This window comes from Bacteroides sp. 41_26, from assembly GCF_949740115.1.
Lineage (GTDB): Bacteria > Bacteroidota > Bacteroidia > Bacteroidales > Bacteroidaceae > Bacteroides > Bacteroides nordii.
In genome coordinates, this window is record NZ_CATJGZ010000135.1 from 1 (window position 1) to 14,220 (window position 14,220).

At 40.2% G+C, this 14,220-nt stretch carries 11 protein-coding genes; 7 read left to right on the forward strand and 4 right to left on the reverse strand.

Annotated features, from left to right (window positions below):
* The first annotated feature begins 86 nt into the window (after positions 1 to 86).
* Positions 87 to 1,037 carry an MraY family glycosyltransferase gene (locus QX565_RS20000; RefSeq protein ID WP_289294123.1) on the forward strand — a complete coding sequence of 317 codons (951 nt, stop codon included), beginning with the start codon at positions 87 to 89 and terminating at the stop codon, positions 1,035 to 1,037.
* Between the two features lie 174 nt (positions 1,038 to 1,211).
* On the opposite strand, the gene phoR is transcribed toward QX565_RS20000, so the two are convergent.
* Positions 1,212 to 2,990: a two-component system sensor histidine kinase PhoR gene (gene phoR / locus QX565_RS20005; RefSeq protein ID WP_221649457.1), complete on the reverse strand. Its 1,779-nt coding sequence runs from the start codon at positions 2,988 to 2,990 to the stop codon at positions 1,212 to 1,214.
* Positions 2,991 to 3,174: 184 nt separating this feature from the next.
* Positions 3,175 to 3,864 carry a two-component system response regulator PhoB gene (gene phoB, locus QX565_RS20010; RefSeq protein ID WP_002561439.1) on the reverse strand — a complete coding sequence of 230 codons (690 nt, stop codon included), beginning with the start codon at positions 3,862 to 3,864 and terminating at the stop codon, positions 3,175 to 3,177.
* Positions 3,865 to 4,095: 231 nt separating this feature from the next.
* On the opposite strand from phoB, the gene QX565_RS20015 reads away from it, so the two are divergent.
* Complete coding sequence (locus QX565_RS20015; RefSeq protein ID WP_025867641.1) at positions 4,096 to 5,289, forward strand: hypothetical protein; 1,194 nt, start codon at positions 4,096 to 4,098, stop codon at positions 5,287 to 5,289.
* A gap of 26 nt (positions 5,290 to 5,315) precedes the next feature.
* Here QX565_RS20015 and QX565_RS20020 read toward each other — a convergent pair whose 3' ends face one another.
* Positions 5,316 to 6,035 (reverse strand): SIMPL domain-containing protein, encoded by a 720-nt coding sequence (locus QX565_RS20020; protein WP_289294128.1) that lies wholly within the window; start codon positions 6,033 to 6,035, stop codon positions 5,316 to 5,318.
* Positions 6,036 to 6,203: 168 nt separating this feature from the next.
* On the opposite strand from QX565_RS20020, the gene QX565_RS20025 reads away from it, so the two are divergent.
* The 3 genes from QX565_RS20025 (at position 6,204) to QX565_RS20035 (ending at position 9,790) form a co-directional block, all read left to right on the forward strand.
* The gene (locus QX565_RS20025) at positions 6,204 to 7,028 is read left to right on the forward strand and encodes a DUF3805 domain-containing protein (protein WP_289294130.1); all 825 of its coding nucleotides are present in this window, start codon (positions 6,204 to 6,206) and stop codon (positions 7,026 to 7,028) included.
* A gap of 63 nt (positions 7,029 to 7,091) precedes the next feature.
* Positions 7,092 to 8,957: an ABC-F family ATP-binding cassette domain-containing protein gene (locus QX565_RS20030; protein ID WP_289294131.1), complete on the forward strand. Its 1,866-nt coding sequence runs from the start codon at positions 7,092 to 7,094 to the stop codon at positions 8,955 to 8,957.
* The gene (locus QX565_RS20035; RefSeq protein WP_289294132.1) at positions 8,954 to 9,790 is read left to right on the forward strand and encodes a histidinol-phosphatase; all 837 of its coding nucleotides are present in this window, start codon (positions 8,954 to 8,956) and stop codon (positions 9,788 to 9,790) included. Before QX565_RS20030 ends, QX565_RS20035 begins: the two co-directional genes overlap by 4 nt.
* A gap of 78 nt (positions 9,791 to 9,868) precedes the next feature.
* On the opposite strand, the gene QX565_RS20040 is transcribed toward QX565_RS20035, so the two are convergent.
* Positions 9,869 to 11,104 carry a fucose isomerase gene (locus tag QX565_RS20040; RefSeq protein WP_221649451.1) on the reverse strand — a complete coding sequence of 412 codons (1,236 nt, stop codon included), beginning with the start codon at positions 11,102 to 11,104 and terminating at the stop codon, positions 9,869 to 9,871.
* Positions 11,105 to 11,285: 181 nt separating this feature from the next.
* Between QX565_RS20040 and QX565_RS20045 the strand changes: the two genes are divergently transcribed.
* Complete coding sequence (locus QX565_RS20045) at positions 11,286 to 12,485, forward strand: pyridoxal phosphate-dependent aminotransferase (protein WP_002561446.1); 1,200 nt, start codon at positions 11,286 to 11,288, stop codon at positions 12,483 to 12,485.
* A gap of 115 nt (positions 12,486 to 12,600) precedes the next feature.
* Positions 12,601 to 13,845, forward strand: coding sequence for an ABC transporter permease (locus tag QX565_RS20050; protein WP_221649450.1), 1,245 nt, complete (start codon positions 12,601 to 12,603; stop codon positions 13,843 to 13,845).
* Positions 13,846 to 14,220 lie beyond the last annotated feature (375 nt).

Below are 14,220 nucleotides of genomic sequence, written 5' to 3' on the forward strand. Positions count from 1 at the left end.
GGAGTTATAGGAGGTTTGCTTGCTCTTGTTATTTTAATCTTTAGTGGCCTCCAACTGTGGTTTTATCTGATTAATAAAAACGAATAATGTATTATTTAATAGTCTTAGTTCTGCTTTTCCTGGCAGAACTTTTTTATTTCCGTATTGCTGATAAATGTAATATCATCGACAAACCCAATGAACGCAGTTCACATACCCGGATCACTTTACGGGGTGGGGGGATCATCTTCTATTTTGGTGTATTAGCCTATTTCTTCACGAACCATTTCGAATATCCCTGGTTCATGCTTGCCCTGACACTGATCACTTTTATTAGTTTTGTAGATGATATCCGTTCTACTTCTCAGGTATTGCGATTGGTGTTTCATTTCTCCGCTATGGCTTTGATGTTCTATCAATGGGGATTGTTTGCTCTTCCTTGGTGGACAATCCTTGTCGCGTTAATAATATGTACCGGTATCATTAATGCTTATAACTTTATGGATGGTATTAATGGTATCACAGGCGGATACTCTCTGATTATTTTAGTAGCTCTTGCCTATATAAACAGAGAGATTGTTTCTTTTGTGGAACAAGAATTGATTGTTACTGTTCTTTGTTCCGTACTGGTCTTCAATTTCTTTAATTTCCGAAAGTGTGCGAAGTGTTTTGCCGGTGATGTAGGTTCGGTGAGTATAGCATTTATCATTTTGTTTCTTATCGGTAAGCTGATAATCAAGACGGAGGATTTCAGTTGGATTGTACTGTTAGTTGTGTATGGGGTAGATAGTGTACTTACCATTATTCATCGTCTGATGCTTCATGAGAATATTGGTTTGCCGCATCGGAAACATCTGTATCAGATTATGGCAAATGAACTGAAGGTACCTCATGTGGTAGTTTCTTCTGTTTATATGATAGTACAGGCATTGGTAATAGCAGGATATTTCTATTTTCAGGAATATAGCTATTGGTATTTGTTAGGGAGCATACTTATCCTAAGTGGAACGTACATCTTGTTTATGAGGAAATATTTCCGTTTACATTTCTTGATATAATATAATTCTTCCAATTACCTCTCTTTATCTAAATTATAATTATTATATTTACAATAATTGTAAATGTGATAATCTATAGTATGCATATAGCTAATCCTTTTGTTGTTGGAGGATACTTTTTGGGGAGAAGGATCGATTCAAAAGTACATGTGTTAAGAGCCACGCAATTTTTTCTTATTTCTCTTTTGCCAATGTAAACACAAATTCCAGTCCTCCGCCTTGGTTGTTTTTCGCTGAAATACTTCCTCCGTGAATAATCACTGCATTCTTCACAATAGCAAGTCCTAACCCTGTTCCGCCTAATTTGCGTGAGCGTCCTTTGTCAACCCGGTAGAAGCGTTCGAACAAACGGTTCAAGTGCTCGGGAGAGACACCTATACCGGTATCTGCAAAACTGAAATAGTAGAAGTTCTCGTCTTCACGGAAACAGTTGATATGGATATGAATGTCACTCCCTGCATAAGCAATGGCATTATCCATTAGATTACGGAAAATAGAGTAGAGTAGGGAGTAATTGCCGCGTACTTGAATGTCTTTTTTCAAAGAGTTGACTACTGTAATGTGTTTCTCTTCTAATTCCAACGATACTTCATTGACGATATTGGTCACCAATATACTGATATTTACCTTTTCCATATCTATCATATTGGCTGCTTCATCCATGCGGGTCAGTACTGAGATGTCACGTAGCAGTCGGCTGAGGCGGTTACTTTGTGCATAACATCTTTCTAAGAACACGTTCATCTTGTCACGCGGGATATTGTCATTGCTGACAATTGTTTCCAGATATCCCTGAATACTACTGACAGGTGTCTTTAACTCATGAGCAATGTTCTGAGTCAGTTGACGTTTCAAACGTACCTGTTCCTCTTCCAAAGTGACATCATTAATACTTATTTCAAAACTCATATCCTGGAAGATGATACATTCTACGATAAAGTTTTTACCGTTTTTGTTAATGGTGATGGACATTCGTTTCTCTTCCTTACCGGATGGGCGTTTGGGAGCTTTATTGATGAAGTCTGTGATCTCTTTCAGCTCACTGATAGTAAATACCTCCTCAGCCGTCTCAAGATTAGAGTCCGAAATAAGGTTGCTGTATTGTGTAAACAGGTTATTTACTAATATCTCTTTCTTGTCTTTATTAAATACCCCTAATCCTTCATGGGAAATCTGAAGGTGAGTGATTAGCTTCTCACGCTCAATGTAAAGAGCCTCTTTGGTCTCGTGCAGACGTTTGTATATCTGAATGATGTGTTGGGATATTTCTCCCAATTCGTTATGGGGGAAGGCCGATTGCATAGCCATTTCAATAGGTTCATTCCGGTCTGCCCGCATAGCAAATTCTCTCAGTTGGCTGATAGAGGTTCCTAACTTATTGGTGAATTTATAGAAGATAATAACCAGCAATAAAGTTACAATAGCAGTAAACCATATATAATGTGAATCCGCTTTCAGGTTGTTTATCAGACTGACATTATAAGGTAAGGCAGATCGTATAATATAATCTTTGTAGAGAGTGGCGGAATAAAAATAAGGTGTACCTGTAGTTTCGGAGGTGCGCCGTACATCAAAGCCATTGCCTGCCGTTAGAGATTTTGCCACTTCCGGACGATTAATATGGTTTTCAAACCGGGAGTTGTTTTTTTCATAGCTGTCATAAAGTACATTTCCATCCAAATTAATAACCGTCACACGAAGGTCTTTCAAAGCATGACTACTGATATAGTCATTCAACTCCTTCTGCATAGAGGAAGAAGTAGGGATCTTCTCATGCAAACGGGCATTATAGTCCTGTAATTGTGAATGCAGGAGTTCTACCTTATACTCTTTTTCACGTTGATACTGGTAGGCTATAAAGCAGGCTGCAAAGACCAGAAACAAAGAGATGACCGAAAGAAAGAGCTTTCGGCTGAAAGAGAGAAAATGTTTTTGATTGACAGGTAGATTCATGATAAATAATTATTAAATAATGTGCTAATAGGCCAATGTGCCAATATGCCAATTGCTATGCAGCATGACAGCGCAGCCCATTGGCCCATTAGCATATTGGCATATTGGTAGCATGACAGCGCAGCCCATTGGCACATTGGCACATTAGCATATTGGCACATTATTATATTGACACATTATTATTTTATTCTGTTTCAAAGCAGTACCCATATCCTAAGCGGGTTACAATCCGCTTGCCATAGATACCTATTTTTTTACGCAGTCGGGTGATATTGACATCAATAGTACGATCGAGTACATATACCTCATCACTCCATATCCGGGCTAAGATATCCTCGCGGGAGAATACGCGACCTTTGTTTTGTAATAACAGAAAGAGAATTTCAAATTCTTTTTTTGTTAATGCTACTTCTTCATCATCTATACTTACTTTCTTTTTGGTGATGTCGATAGTTAGGGTTTGGTAAGTGATCTGTTCCGGTGCTTTTTCTGTTTCTACAGTAGCAGTGCGGCGTAATACAGCTTTGACGCGGGCTATCACTTCACGCAAAGAAAAAGGCTTGGAGATATAATCGTCTGCTCCGAGATTAAATCCGGTAACCGTATCGTTCTCCGTATCTTTGGCTGTGATAAAGATAATAGGCACGTGGGCTGTTTTCTTATCTTTTTTCAGCATATTAGCCATCTTGAATCCTGAGATTTCTCCCATCATCACATCCAATAGTAGCAGGTTATAACTGCTGATGTCCATTTTCAGAGCTTCTTCGGCAGAATTGGCCGTGTCTACTTCGTATCCTTCATTTTCAAGATTGAATTTCAGAATCTCACAGAGATCTTCTTCGTCGTCGACAACTAAAATGCGGTAATCGTTCATAATTTAATAATTATTTAATGTGCCAATATGATAATATGCCAATTAAAAGAAGATAATGCAACCAACAGGCATATTATTCATATTACAAATATAATCTTTATTTTATTTCGTTGCAAAGGTGAGACCTTTTTGTTACGACGGAGTGAAACACGTATTACAATTGCGTTACGACTTTCTGTTTTCCAACAAAAAAGAACTATCTTTGTTATATCTAAACAAACGGAAGACAAAATGATGAAAATAGATTTGAAACAGCGGAAACGAGAGGTGCTGGGTGTTATTGCCATATTGCTTATCATTGTGAGCGGTATGTCTATATACAAATGTACTTCTTTTCATTCCGGCTTTGAAATAATGGATGATTTGGGTGGGAATATTTTCCCTTCTGCCATCTTGTCCGTAGCTACGACGGATGCACAGGTTATTGAACCGTCTGATTCTCTTTATATAGGCAATCCGAAATCGTGTATTGCTATAAGAGTAAAATCCCGCTCGGCTTATAGCCGGGTGCGCATTGAAGTGGCCGAGACTCCTTTCTTTTCACGTTCCGTGTCTGAATTCATTCTTGAGAAACCACGAAAAGAGTACACGATCTATCCTGATATTATCTGGAATTATGAAGCACTGAAAAATAATGTGCAGGCAGAACCGGTCAGTGTGGCTATTACAGTAGAGATGAATGGTGAAGATATGGGACAACGGGTACGAACGTTTTCGGTACGTAGCGTCAATGAGTGCCTGTTGGGGTATGTCACTAATGGAACAAAATTCCATGATACCGGCATCTTTTTTGCAGCTTATGTCAATGAAGAAAATCCGATGATTGATAAACTGCTGCGCGAAGCACTGAATACCCGTATTGTAAATCGCTTTTTAGGGTATCAGAATACAACAGCCGGCGCGGTAGACAAGCAGGTATATGCTCTTTGGAATGTGCTTCAGAAGCGTAATTTTCGTTACAGTTCGGTTTCTAATACCAGCCTTTCGAGCAATGTGGTTTTTTCGCAGCGGGTACGCACGTTTGATGATGCATTGGAGTCTTCGCAGATAAACTGTGTGGATGGGAGTGTATTGTTTGCTTCTTTGCTTCGTGCCATTAATATTGATCCTATTCTGGTACGTACGCCGGGGCATATGTTTGTGGGCTATTATACAGATAACTCTCATAAAGAGATGAATTTTCTGGAGACTACAATGATTGGTGATGTTGATTTGGATGATTTCTTCCCGGATGAACAACTGGATTCTACCATGGTAGGCAAGTCACAGAATCAAATGTCGTTGCTTACTTTTGAGAAGTCGAAGCAGTATGCGAATAAGAAGTACAAGGAGAATGAAAAAGGAATTCACTCCGGCAGGCTGAATTATATGTTTCTTGAAATATCAAAAGACGTACGAAGAAAGATCCAGCCGATAGGAAAGTAGAAATGGTCCTATCGGCTGGCCTTGAGTTATTGGGCGGAGAGTATTTCGAAACGTGCTGTCATTTGATATCTCAGCTTGATTGTTTTAAAATTCTCCGGATTGCTATCATTACTTTGTAAGGCAACATTGCTCATGGCGGACTGCGGTTGGAAATGATAGTAGTTTCTGTCTTCCGGTTCTATGATCCGAAGAACATTTCCGAGTTTCTGTCCCAAAGACTCTACCAGATAAGCGGCTTTCTGCCGTGCAGCTTTTAAGGCTTCTATCTTCCCTTTTGCACGATACTCCTGCATGTCTTTGTTCTTTAGTTCACCAATGTTCATCGACTGAATTCCTCTGGTATCGACATACTTTATAATCCGGTCTATCTGCCCGAAATTCTGTAGTTTTATATCAAATCTCTTGGCTATCAGAAAATCTTTTCCCTGTTCACGCCAATAGTCTCCTACTTCCTGGGTCTGAATATCTGTTTGGGGGATGCCGGCACGCTTTAAAGCGTTCATCAGGTAACGTTCAATTTCTGTTATGGGGACTTTCGTCTTGTAATCTTCCGGTTTGCTTTTTGCTTCGAACTCTTCCTGCCAGAATTCTTTTATAGTAATCATAAAATGAATTTCATCGGGAATGATTTCTACTTCGGAGCTTCCGGTAACTTCAATATAGCGGGCGTTTACGTCCGGTTCCTGAGCTGATAACGATACGATTCCCCCTAACCATAGGGCAATGAGCACTGCGAATGTTTTCATATTCTTCCTACTTTTAATTTATTGTATTTGTTGCCGAAGATAAGAGTTCTGTGAAGGAAAAACAAATGAGACAACATTTATTGTTTATTGTTTTTTGCATATCCGCTTTTGGAGTGTTATTTTTGTCGGAATATTATCTATTGCACAAAAGAAAAAGTCAGAATAAGTATGATACAAGGTAAGAAATTTATCTCTCCGGGAGCTTGGTTTACTATGATTTATCCTTCAACCTGGAGTGAGTTTGAAGATGGTGAGGGTTCCTTTCTTTTTTATAATCCCGACGTATGGACAGGGAATTTCCGAATTTCGGCTTTCAAAGCGGATGCTGCTGCGCGTGGTAGTGTAAATTATGGAAGAGAGGCCGTAAAACAGGAATTAAAAGATAATCCTTCGGCTTCACTGGTGAAAGTTGGCAGGTTGGAATGTGCATATAGTAAAGAAATGTTTCAGGAAGAAGGAGCTTACTATACTACTCATCTGTGGATAACCGGTATAGATAATGTAGCCTTTGAATGTTCTTTCACCGTACCCAAAGGGGGCGAAGTGAAGGAAGCGGAAGAAGTGATTGCCACGCTGGATATCCGTAAAGACGGGCAGAAATATCCGGCGGAAGTAATACCTGTGCGTTTGTCTGAGGTTTATGTCATTAATGAAGGATATGAATGGACAGTAAACACCGTAAAGAAACAATTGAAGAAGGATTTTCAAGGATTGGAGGAAGATTTACCTAAACTCCAGCAGGTGATTGACAGTGGTGTGATCGGTAAAAAGAAAGAAGATTGGCTGGCTATTGGCATTACTGTTTGTACTATACTAACCAATGAAATAGAAGGTTTGGAATGGATGACATTGATTGATGGTAACCGGGAAGTGCCGGTGTTGCAGTATAAAGATGGAAAACTGATTGATCCTATGAAACTTTTGTGGAGCAGGGTAAAGGCAGGGGAAACGTATAAATTAGTGATAAGTGATCTGTTAGCGATGAGTGATTAGTGGGCTGCGCTGAGAGAGAAATCTTTGCTTATCACTAATCATTAATCACTAATCGCTAAAAAAATGAATCCTTATTTACAGATAGATAACCTTACTAAATCTTTCGGAGATTTAGTTTTATTTGAAAATATATCTTTTGGCATTGCCGAAGGACAACGTATTGGCTTGATAGCTAAAAACGGAACAGGAAAGACTACGTTATTGAATATAATCTCCGGGAAGGAGGGATATGATAGCGGGAATATTGTATTTCGTCGTGACCTCCGTGTCGATTACCTGGAACAAGATCCTAAATATCCTGAAGAACTTACCGTACTGGAAGCCTGTTTTCATCATGGTAACAGTGTGGTAGAACTGATCAAAGAATATGAACGCTGTATGGAGACAGAGGGACATCCGGGACTGGAAGATCTGTTGGTTCGTATGGATCATGAAAAGGCATGGGAATATGAGCAAAAAGCCAAGCAGATTCTTTCGCAATTGAAAATCCGTAATTTCGATCAGCAGGTGAAGCATCTTTCGGGTGGACAGCTTAAACGGGTAGCTTTGGCAAATGCTTTAATCACTGAGCCTGATCTGCTGATTCTGGATGAGCCTACCAATCACCTCGATCTCGATATGACGGAATGGCTCGAAGAGTATCTGCGTCGTACCAACCTTAGTTTGTTGATGGTAACGCATGACCGTTATTTTCTGGATCGGGTCTGCTCTGAAATTATAGAAATAGACAATCGTCAGGTGTATCAATATAAAGGAAACTACAGTTATTATCTGGAGAAGCGGCAGGAACGTATTGAGGCTACGAATGTAGAAATTGAACGTGCCAATAATCTTTATCGTACGGAACTTGACTGGATGAGACGAATGCCACAGGCTCGTGCGCACAAGGCAAAATATCGTCAGGACGCTTTCTATGAAATAGAAAAAGTGGCTAAACAGCGCTTTAATAATGATAATGTAAAGTTGGACGTAAAAGCATCTTATATTGGTAGTAAGATCTTTGAGGCCGATCATTTATACAAGAGTTTCGGTGATTTGAAGATACTGGAAGATTTCTCTTATATCTTTGCCCGGTATGAAAAGATGGGTATTGTTGGTAATAACGGGACGGGTAAATCTACTTTTATCAAGATGCTGATGGGGCAGGTACAACCGGACAGTGGTACGATAGATATAGGTGAGACCGTTCGTTTTGGATATTATTCGCAGGATGGGCTCCAGTTTGACGAACAGATGAAAGTGATTGATGTTGTGCAGGACATTGCCGAAGTCATAGAACTTGGTAACGGTAAGAAGCTGACAGCTTCGCAGTTTCTGCAACATTTTCTCTTTACGCCCGAGACACAGCATAGTTATGTTTATAAACTGAGTGGGGGAGAGCGTCGTCGCCTTTATCTTTGTACAGTGCTGATGCGTAATCCGAACTTCCTCGTATTGGACGAACCTACCAATGACCTCGATATTATCACGTTGAATGTGCTTGAAGAATATCTTCAGAATTTCAAAGGATGTGTCATAGTCGTATCCCATGACCGTTATTTTATGGATAAGGTGGTAGATCATCTTCTGGTGTTTAACGGGCAAGCGGATATTCGGGATTTCCCGGGTAATTACAGTGATTATCGTGACTGGAAAGAAGCCAAAGCGCAGCGGGAGAAAGAGGCTGAAAAGCCACAGGAAGAGAAGACAGCCCGTGTTCGCCTGAATGAGAAACGTAAAATGAGTTTCAAGGAAAAACGGGAGTTTGAACAACTGGAGAAAGAGATAGCCGGACTGGAAGCTGAAAAAGCAGCGATTGAAGAGCAGTTATGTAGCGGTACGCTTTCGGTAGATGAATTAACCGAAAAGTCTAAACGTCTGCCCGAAGTGAATGATTTGATTGATGAGAAAACAATGCGTTGGTTGGAATTAAGCGAAATAGAATCATGAATCTGACAAACTATCACAGTCATTGCCTGTATTGTGACGGGCGTGCTGATATGGATGCATTTATCCGTTTTGCAATTGCTGAAGGATTTACATCGTATGGTATTTCTTCTCATGCACCGCTTCCTTTCCCTACTGCGTGGACCATGGAATGGGATCAAATGGAAGATTATCTGGCTGAGTTCCGCCGGGTGAAAGAGAAGTATGCAGGCAAGATCGAATTCTATTCCGGTCTCGAAATTGATTATTTGAATGAGGAGAGTAATCCTTCGATAGCTCGTTTCCGTAAGTTGCCTCTTGACTATCGCATCGGTTCTGTGCATTTGTTATATAATGATAAGGGAGAAGTTGTGGATATTGATGTAGCTCCTCCTGTGTTTCGTAAGATAGTGGATGAGCACTTTCATGGTGACCTTGACCGGGTGATCTGTCTCTATTATGATCGCCAACTCCGTATGATGGAGTTAGGAGGTTTTGATATTTTGGGGCATGCGGATAAGATGCATTATAATGCGGCTTCCTATCGTCCCGGTTTGTTGGATGAACTGTGGTATGAAAACCTGATGCGTGATTATTTCACAACGATTGCCCGTTATGGTTATATGGTAGAGATTAACTCTAAAGCTTATCATCTATACGGTACATTTTTCCCAAATGAACGTTATTTTCCTTTGTTGAAAGAATTGGGTATCCGGGTGATGGTAAACAGTGATGCCCATTATCCCGAAAAGATCAATGCCGGACGTCCGGAAGCCTTGAAGGCATTGAAGCAGGCCGGATTTAAAACTGTAATGGAAATGCATGAAGGCGAATGGGTGGAATGTAGTATTTTGTAAATAAAATGCCAATATATGTAATGCCCCATTAGGTATATTCTAATGGGGCATTACATATATTATTATGGGAGGTTTCAGTTATTCTGTTCTTTTACATGTATTTGCCTGCAGGAATTCATTTAATAAGACTTCATAGTTGCCCTGTATCAGGATGTGATGATTGCCCAGTGGATTTTTCAGGAAATATTCGGCAGGAGTGTTCATCTTTATTCGTACCTGCGTACGGCACATATTGATGAAGTTCGTATTTTCCGTTAGTGTACCTGTTGACAGATAATATTCGTCCAGACATTCACCGCCACATTTCACAATGGTAACATCTCCTGTTGGTAGTAATCCCTGAATACCGATTCCGCTCTCTGTTTCAAAGTGGTTGCGAATAATATATTTTTCTGTTTGTTTTAAACCTATGGTACAATGAGCCAGAATCAATTCATTGGTGCGGGTATTAATCATCGAAGGATTTGCCATGAACCCAACCTTTCCGGTCAATGCTTTTGCTGTGAGAAGAGTAAATATAGATTGCAGATCACCTTCACATCCGGCAAGGATACCTTCATCATTCAACATTGCTAATGCCAGGCAACCGGTGGCACCTGTTTGTTCTATCATCTTAAAACAACTCAATGTGACGGCACTTAGTTTCTCTTCTTTGCATACCCTTTTGATAGCGCGGTAGAGGCGCATCGCTTTGAGCATATCTTCCGGAGTTCCTTCCCGGCAGGCCAATGCTTGTGAGGCAACAGCAGCACAGGAGGCTCCTACCTCATTGTCGGTGATACGGTCATAGATTTTATACACCCGCTCCAATGGTATATCAATGTACTCTACTCCCCATCGGCGTTTGGCCAGCAGATAATCTACATTGCTTGCTACTAGCCAGGAAGAGGGACTGCCAATCACACCGATACGGACACCAAAAAGTGAACGCTGTGCCTGAAAGTTATTATATAGGATATGTACACGTTTGATAATAGAGGTGAGTTCACCATGCAGAATCTCGCTTTTCATTCCCCGGTTGCGAAGCCAGGAAGATACCTCAAGTGCAGCGGCAAGTGAGTTTTGCATGCCATCTGCAAGGATTACAGCAGGACGGGGAAGAGATTCGAAGTGCTGTATGACCAGTCTTTCTACTCCTCCGGTGGCAATGAATATTATTTTAAAATCGTCATTGCTGAGTTTGTCAATATCTTCATAATTAACAAACCGTACAGTGAAGTATTTCTCTAATTCGCTTAGAATTGCTTCGTGCGAACTACGTATCGAAGATTGTTTGTGTAGTAATGATGCGAATGTGATGAGGTTTATGGTCATTATGGTATTGTTTTAGGTTTCATATATGACAAATGTATAGCTTTCTTTTCATAATACCATAACGTTTTTAACCTTGATAAGGTTTTTAAAGTTTTTATGTCTCTGTATCCGATTTATTGTGTACATTTGCCCCTTCTAATAAAAAAAGTGAATTGTAAATATATAAATTGTAAATTGCCTTATGCCAACAATCTCCATTCGCGGAAACGAGATGCCTGCATCTCCTATCAGAAAGCTGGCTCCTTTGGCTGATGCAGCCAAGCAAAGAGGGGTTCATGTGTTTCACCTGAATATCGGACAGCCAGACCTGCCCACTCCTCAGGTCGCGATTGATGCGATACGCAATATTGATCGTAAAGTGTTGGAATACAGTCCAAGTGCCGGATATCGCAGTTATCGCGAGAAGCTGGTGGGATACTATCAGAAGTTTAATATCAATCTTACTGCAGACGATATAATCATAACTTCCGGAGGTTCGGAAGCTGTACTTTTTTCGTTTCTCTCTTGCTTGAATCCGGGGGATGAAATCATTGTTCCCGAACCGGCTTATGCTAACTATATGGCATTTGCCATTTCTGCCGGAGCAAAGATTCGTACGATTGCTACTACTATCGAAGAGGGCTTTTCATTGCCTAAAGTAGAAAAGTTTGAAGAGTTGATCAATGAACGTACGAAGGCCATTCTTATTTGTAATCCGAACAATCCGACAGGGTATTTGTATAGTCGTCGGGAGATGAACCAGATTCGTGATTTGGTGAAGAAATATGACTTGTTTCTTTTCTCGGATGAGGTATATCGTGAGTTTATCTATACCGGTTCTCCTTATATATCTGCTTGTCATCTTGAAGGAATAGAGAATAATGTAGTATTGATTGATTCAGTGTCAAAACGTTATTCGGAATGTGGTATTCGTATCGGTGCTTTGATTACGAAGAACAAAGAAATACGTGATGCTGTTATGAAATTCTGCCAGGCTCGTCTGAGTCCTCCATTGATTGGCCAGATTGCTGCTGAGGCTTCACTTGAAGCCAATGAGGATTATCTGCGTGATACGTATGACGAATATGTAGAACGCCGTAAATGTCTGATTGACGGATTAAATCGTATTCCGGGGGTATATTCTCCCATTCCGATGGGAGCATTTTATACGGTAGCTAAGTTGCCGGTAGATGACTCGGATAAATTCTGTGCATGGTGCCTTTCTGATTTTGAGTATGAAGGTCAGACAGTATTTATGGCTCCTGCTTCCGGCTTTTATACTACTCCCGGTGCGGGAATAAATCAGGTCCGTATAGCCTATGTGCTCAAAAAAGAAGATTTGAATCGTGCCCTCTTTGTGTTGCAAAAGGCTTTGGAGGCATATCCGGGAAAGGTGATTTAGTGATAAGCGGATTTAGTGATAAGTGATCAGTACCATGCGGATTATAATATAATCACTTATCACTACTCATTAACTTACTAATCACTTATCACTAACTTACTAATCACTTTTTTCTATGTCTTTATCCCTTTTCATCGCCCGTCGCCTTTATCGTGATACCGATGGCGGAAAGCAGGTATCACGTCCGGCTGTTCTCATCGCTATGGTGGGGATTGCTATTGGTTTGGCGGTGATGATTATTACGGTGGCAGTGGTCATTGGTTTTAAGGGAGAGGTTCGTAATAAGGTTACCGGTTTCGGATCGCATATTCAGATCAGTAATTTTGATGCTGTCCGTTCCTTTGAAACACATCCTATTGTGGTGAGTGATAGTATGATGGCTGCGCTTTCTGCTTATCCGGATGTGAAGCATGTGCAACGTTACTCTACAAAGCCGGGAATGATTAAGACGGATGATGCTTTTCAGGGAATGGTTCTGAAAGGAGTGGGACCTGAGTTTGATGCTTCTTTTTTTCGTAGTAACCTGGTTGAGGGGGAGATTCCTGCATTTAGTGATTCGGTTGCAACCAACCAGGTTGTCATATCTAAAGCACTTTCTGATAAGTTGAAGTTGAAACTGGGTGATAAGATATATACTTATTATATACAGGATAATGTTCGTGTTCGGCCGTTGACTATCAAAGGGATTTATCAGACCAATTTTTCTGAGTATGATAATCTGTTTCTATTGACGGATTTGTACACAGTGAATCGTCTGAACAATTGGAAATCGGAACAGGTAAGTGGTGCAGAGTTGCAGGTCAATGATTATGACAGGTTGGAAAGCATTACTTATGAAGTGGCAGAGAGTACGGATAACCGCGCTGATAAATATGGGGGCGTTTACTTTGTACAGAATATAGAGCAGCTTAATCCTCAGATATTTGAATGGCTTGGATTACTTGATCTCAACGTGTGGGTAATTCTTATTTTAATGGTAGGTGTAGCCGGGTTTACTATGATTTCCGGTTTACTGATTATTATCATTGAACGTACCAATATGATTGGTATCCTGAAGGCTTTAGGAGCCAATAATTTCACCATTCGTAAGGTTTTTCTTTGGTTCTCTGTCTTTCTGATTGGTAAAGGAATGATTTGGGGAAATGCTATTGGATTGCTGTTTTGTGTATTGCAATCCCAGTTCCATATCTTGAAACTCGATCCGGAAAGTTATTATGTAGATTCTGTTCCCGTCTCTTTTAATATCGGATTATTTCTGTTGATTAATATGGGTACGTTGTTTGCCTCTGTATTGATGCTGTTAGGTCCTTCTTATCTGATTACAAAGATTAATCCTGCGAGTTCAATGCGATATGAATAATGATGAATACGGGTTTACCACAGAGTAACACAGAGTTCCACAGAGTGCTATTATCCGGATAAAACGCAGATTAAAGTGCTGATATTCTCTCTTTTATAGGGACATTTACTGAATATCCCTGCTTAAAGATACAAAAAAGGCAACTAACTCGCAATGAATTAGTTGCCTTTAATTTTCTTATTTTAGGAATATCCCTTTATATTTGCGAAAATCTGCGTTAATCCTTTAGATTTGCATCATAATAAATAGAGGTTGAAATATTATCTTTGTAGTTAAAACAAGTTAACCAAGGGAAGCAGGTGACCTATTGCGTTTTCTAGGCAGAAGTCCTATACGCAGAATTAGTCCTGCTTTCCTTTTCAGTTGAATCGCCCC

Coding starts and splice junctions, on each gene's coding strand:
- QX565_RS20040 (WP_221649451.1), bottom strand. CDS start 11,104: ATGACCATAAACCTCATCACATTCGCATCATTACTACACAAACAATCT.
- phoB (WP_002561439.1), bottom strand. CDS start 3,864: ATGAACGATTACCGCATTTTAGTTGTCGACGACGAAGAAGATCTCTGT.
- QX565_RS20030 (WP_289294131.1), top strand. CDS start 7,092: ATGAATCCTTATTTACAGATAGATAACCTTACTAAATCTTTCGGAGAT.
- QX565_RS20045 (WP_002561446.1), top strand. CDS start 11,286: ATGCCAACAATCTCCATTCGCGGAAACGAGATGCCTGCATCTCCTATC.
- QX565_RS20020 (WP_289294128.1), bottom strand. CDS start 6,035: ATGAAAACATTCGCAGTGCTCATTGCCCTATGGTTAGGGGGAATCGTA.
- QX565_RS20025 (WP_289294130.1), top strand. CDS start 6,204: ATGATACAAGGTAAGAAATTTATCTCTCCGGGAGCTTGGTTTACTATG.
- QX565_RS20035 (WP_289294132.1), top strand. CDS start 8,954: ATGAATCTGACAAACTATCACAGTCATTGCCTGTATTGTGACGGGCGT.
- QX565_RS20000 (WP_289294123.1), top strand. CDS start 87: ATGTATTATTTAATAGTCTTAGTTCTGCTTTTCCTGGCAGAACTTTTT.
- QX565_RS20050 (WP_221649450.1), top strand. CDS start 12,601: ATGTCTTTATCCCTTTTCATCGCCCGTCGCCTTTATCGTGATACCGAT.
- QX565_RS20015 (WP_025867641.1), top strand. CDS start 4,096: ATGATGAAAATAGATTTGAAACAGCGGAAACGAGAGGTGCTGGGTGTT.
- phoR (WP_221649457.1), bottom strand. CDS start 2,990: ATGAATCTACCTGTCAATCAAAAACATTTTCTCTCTTTCAGCCGAAAG.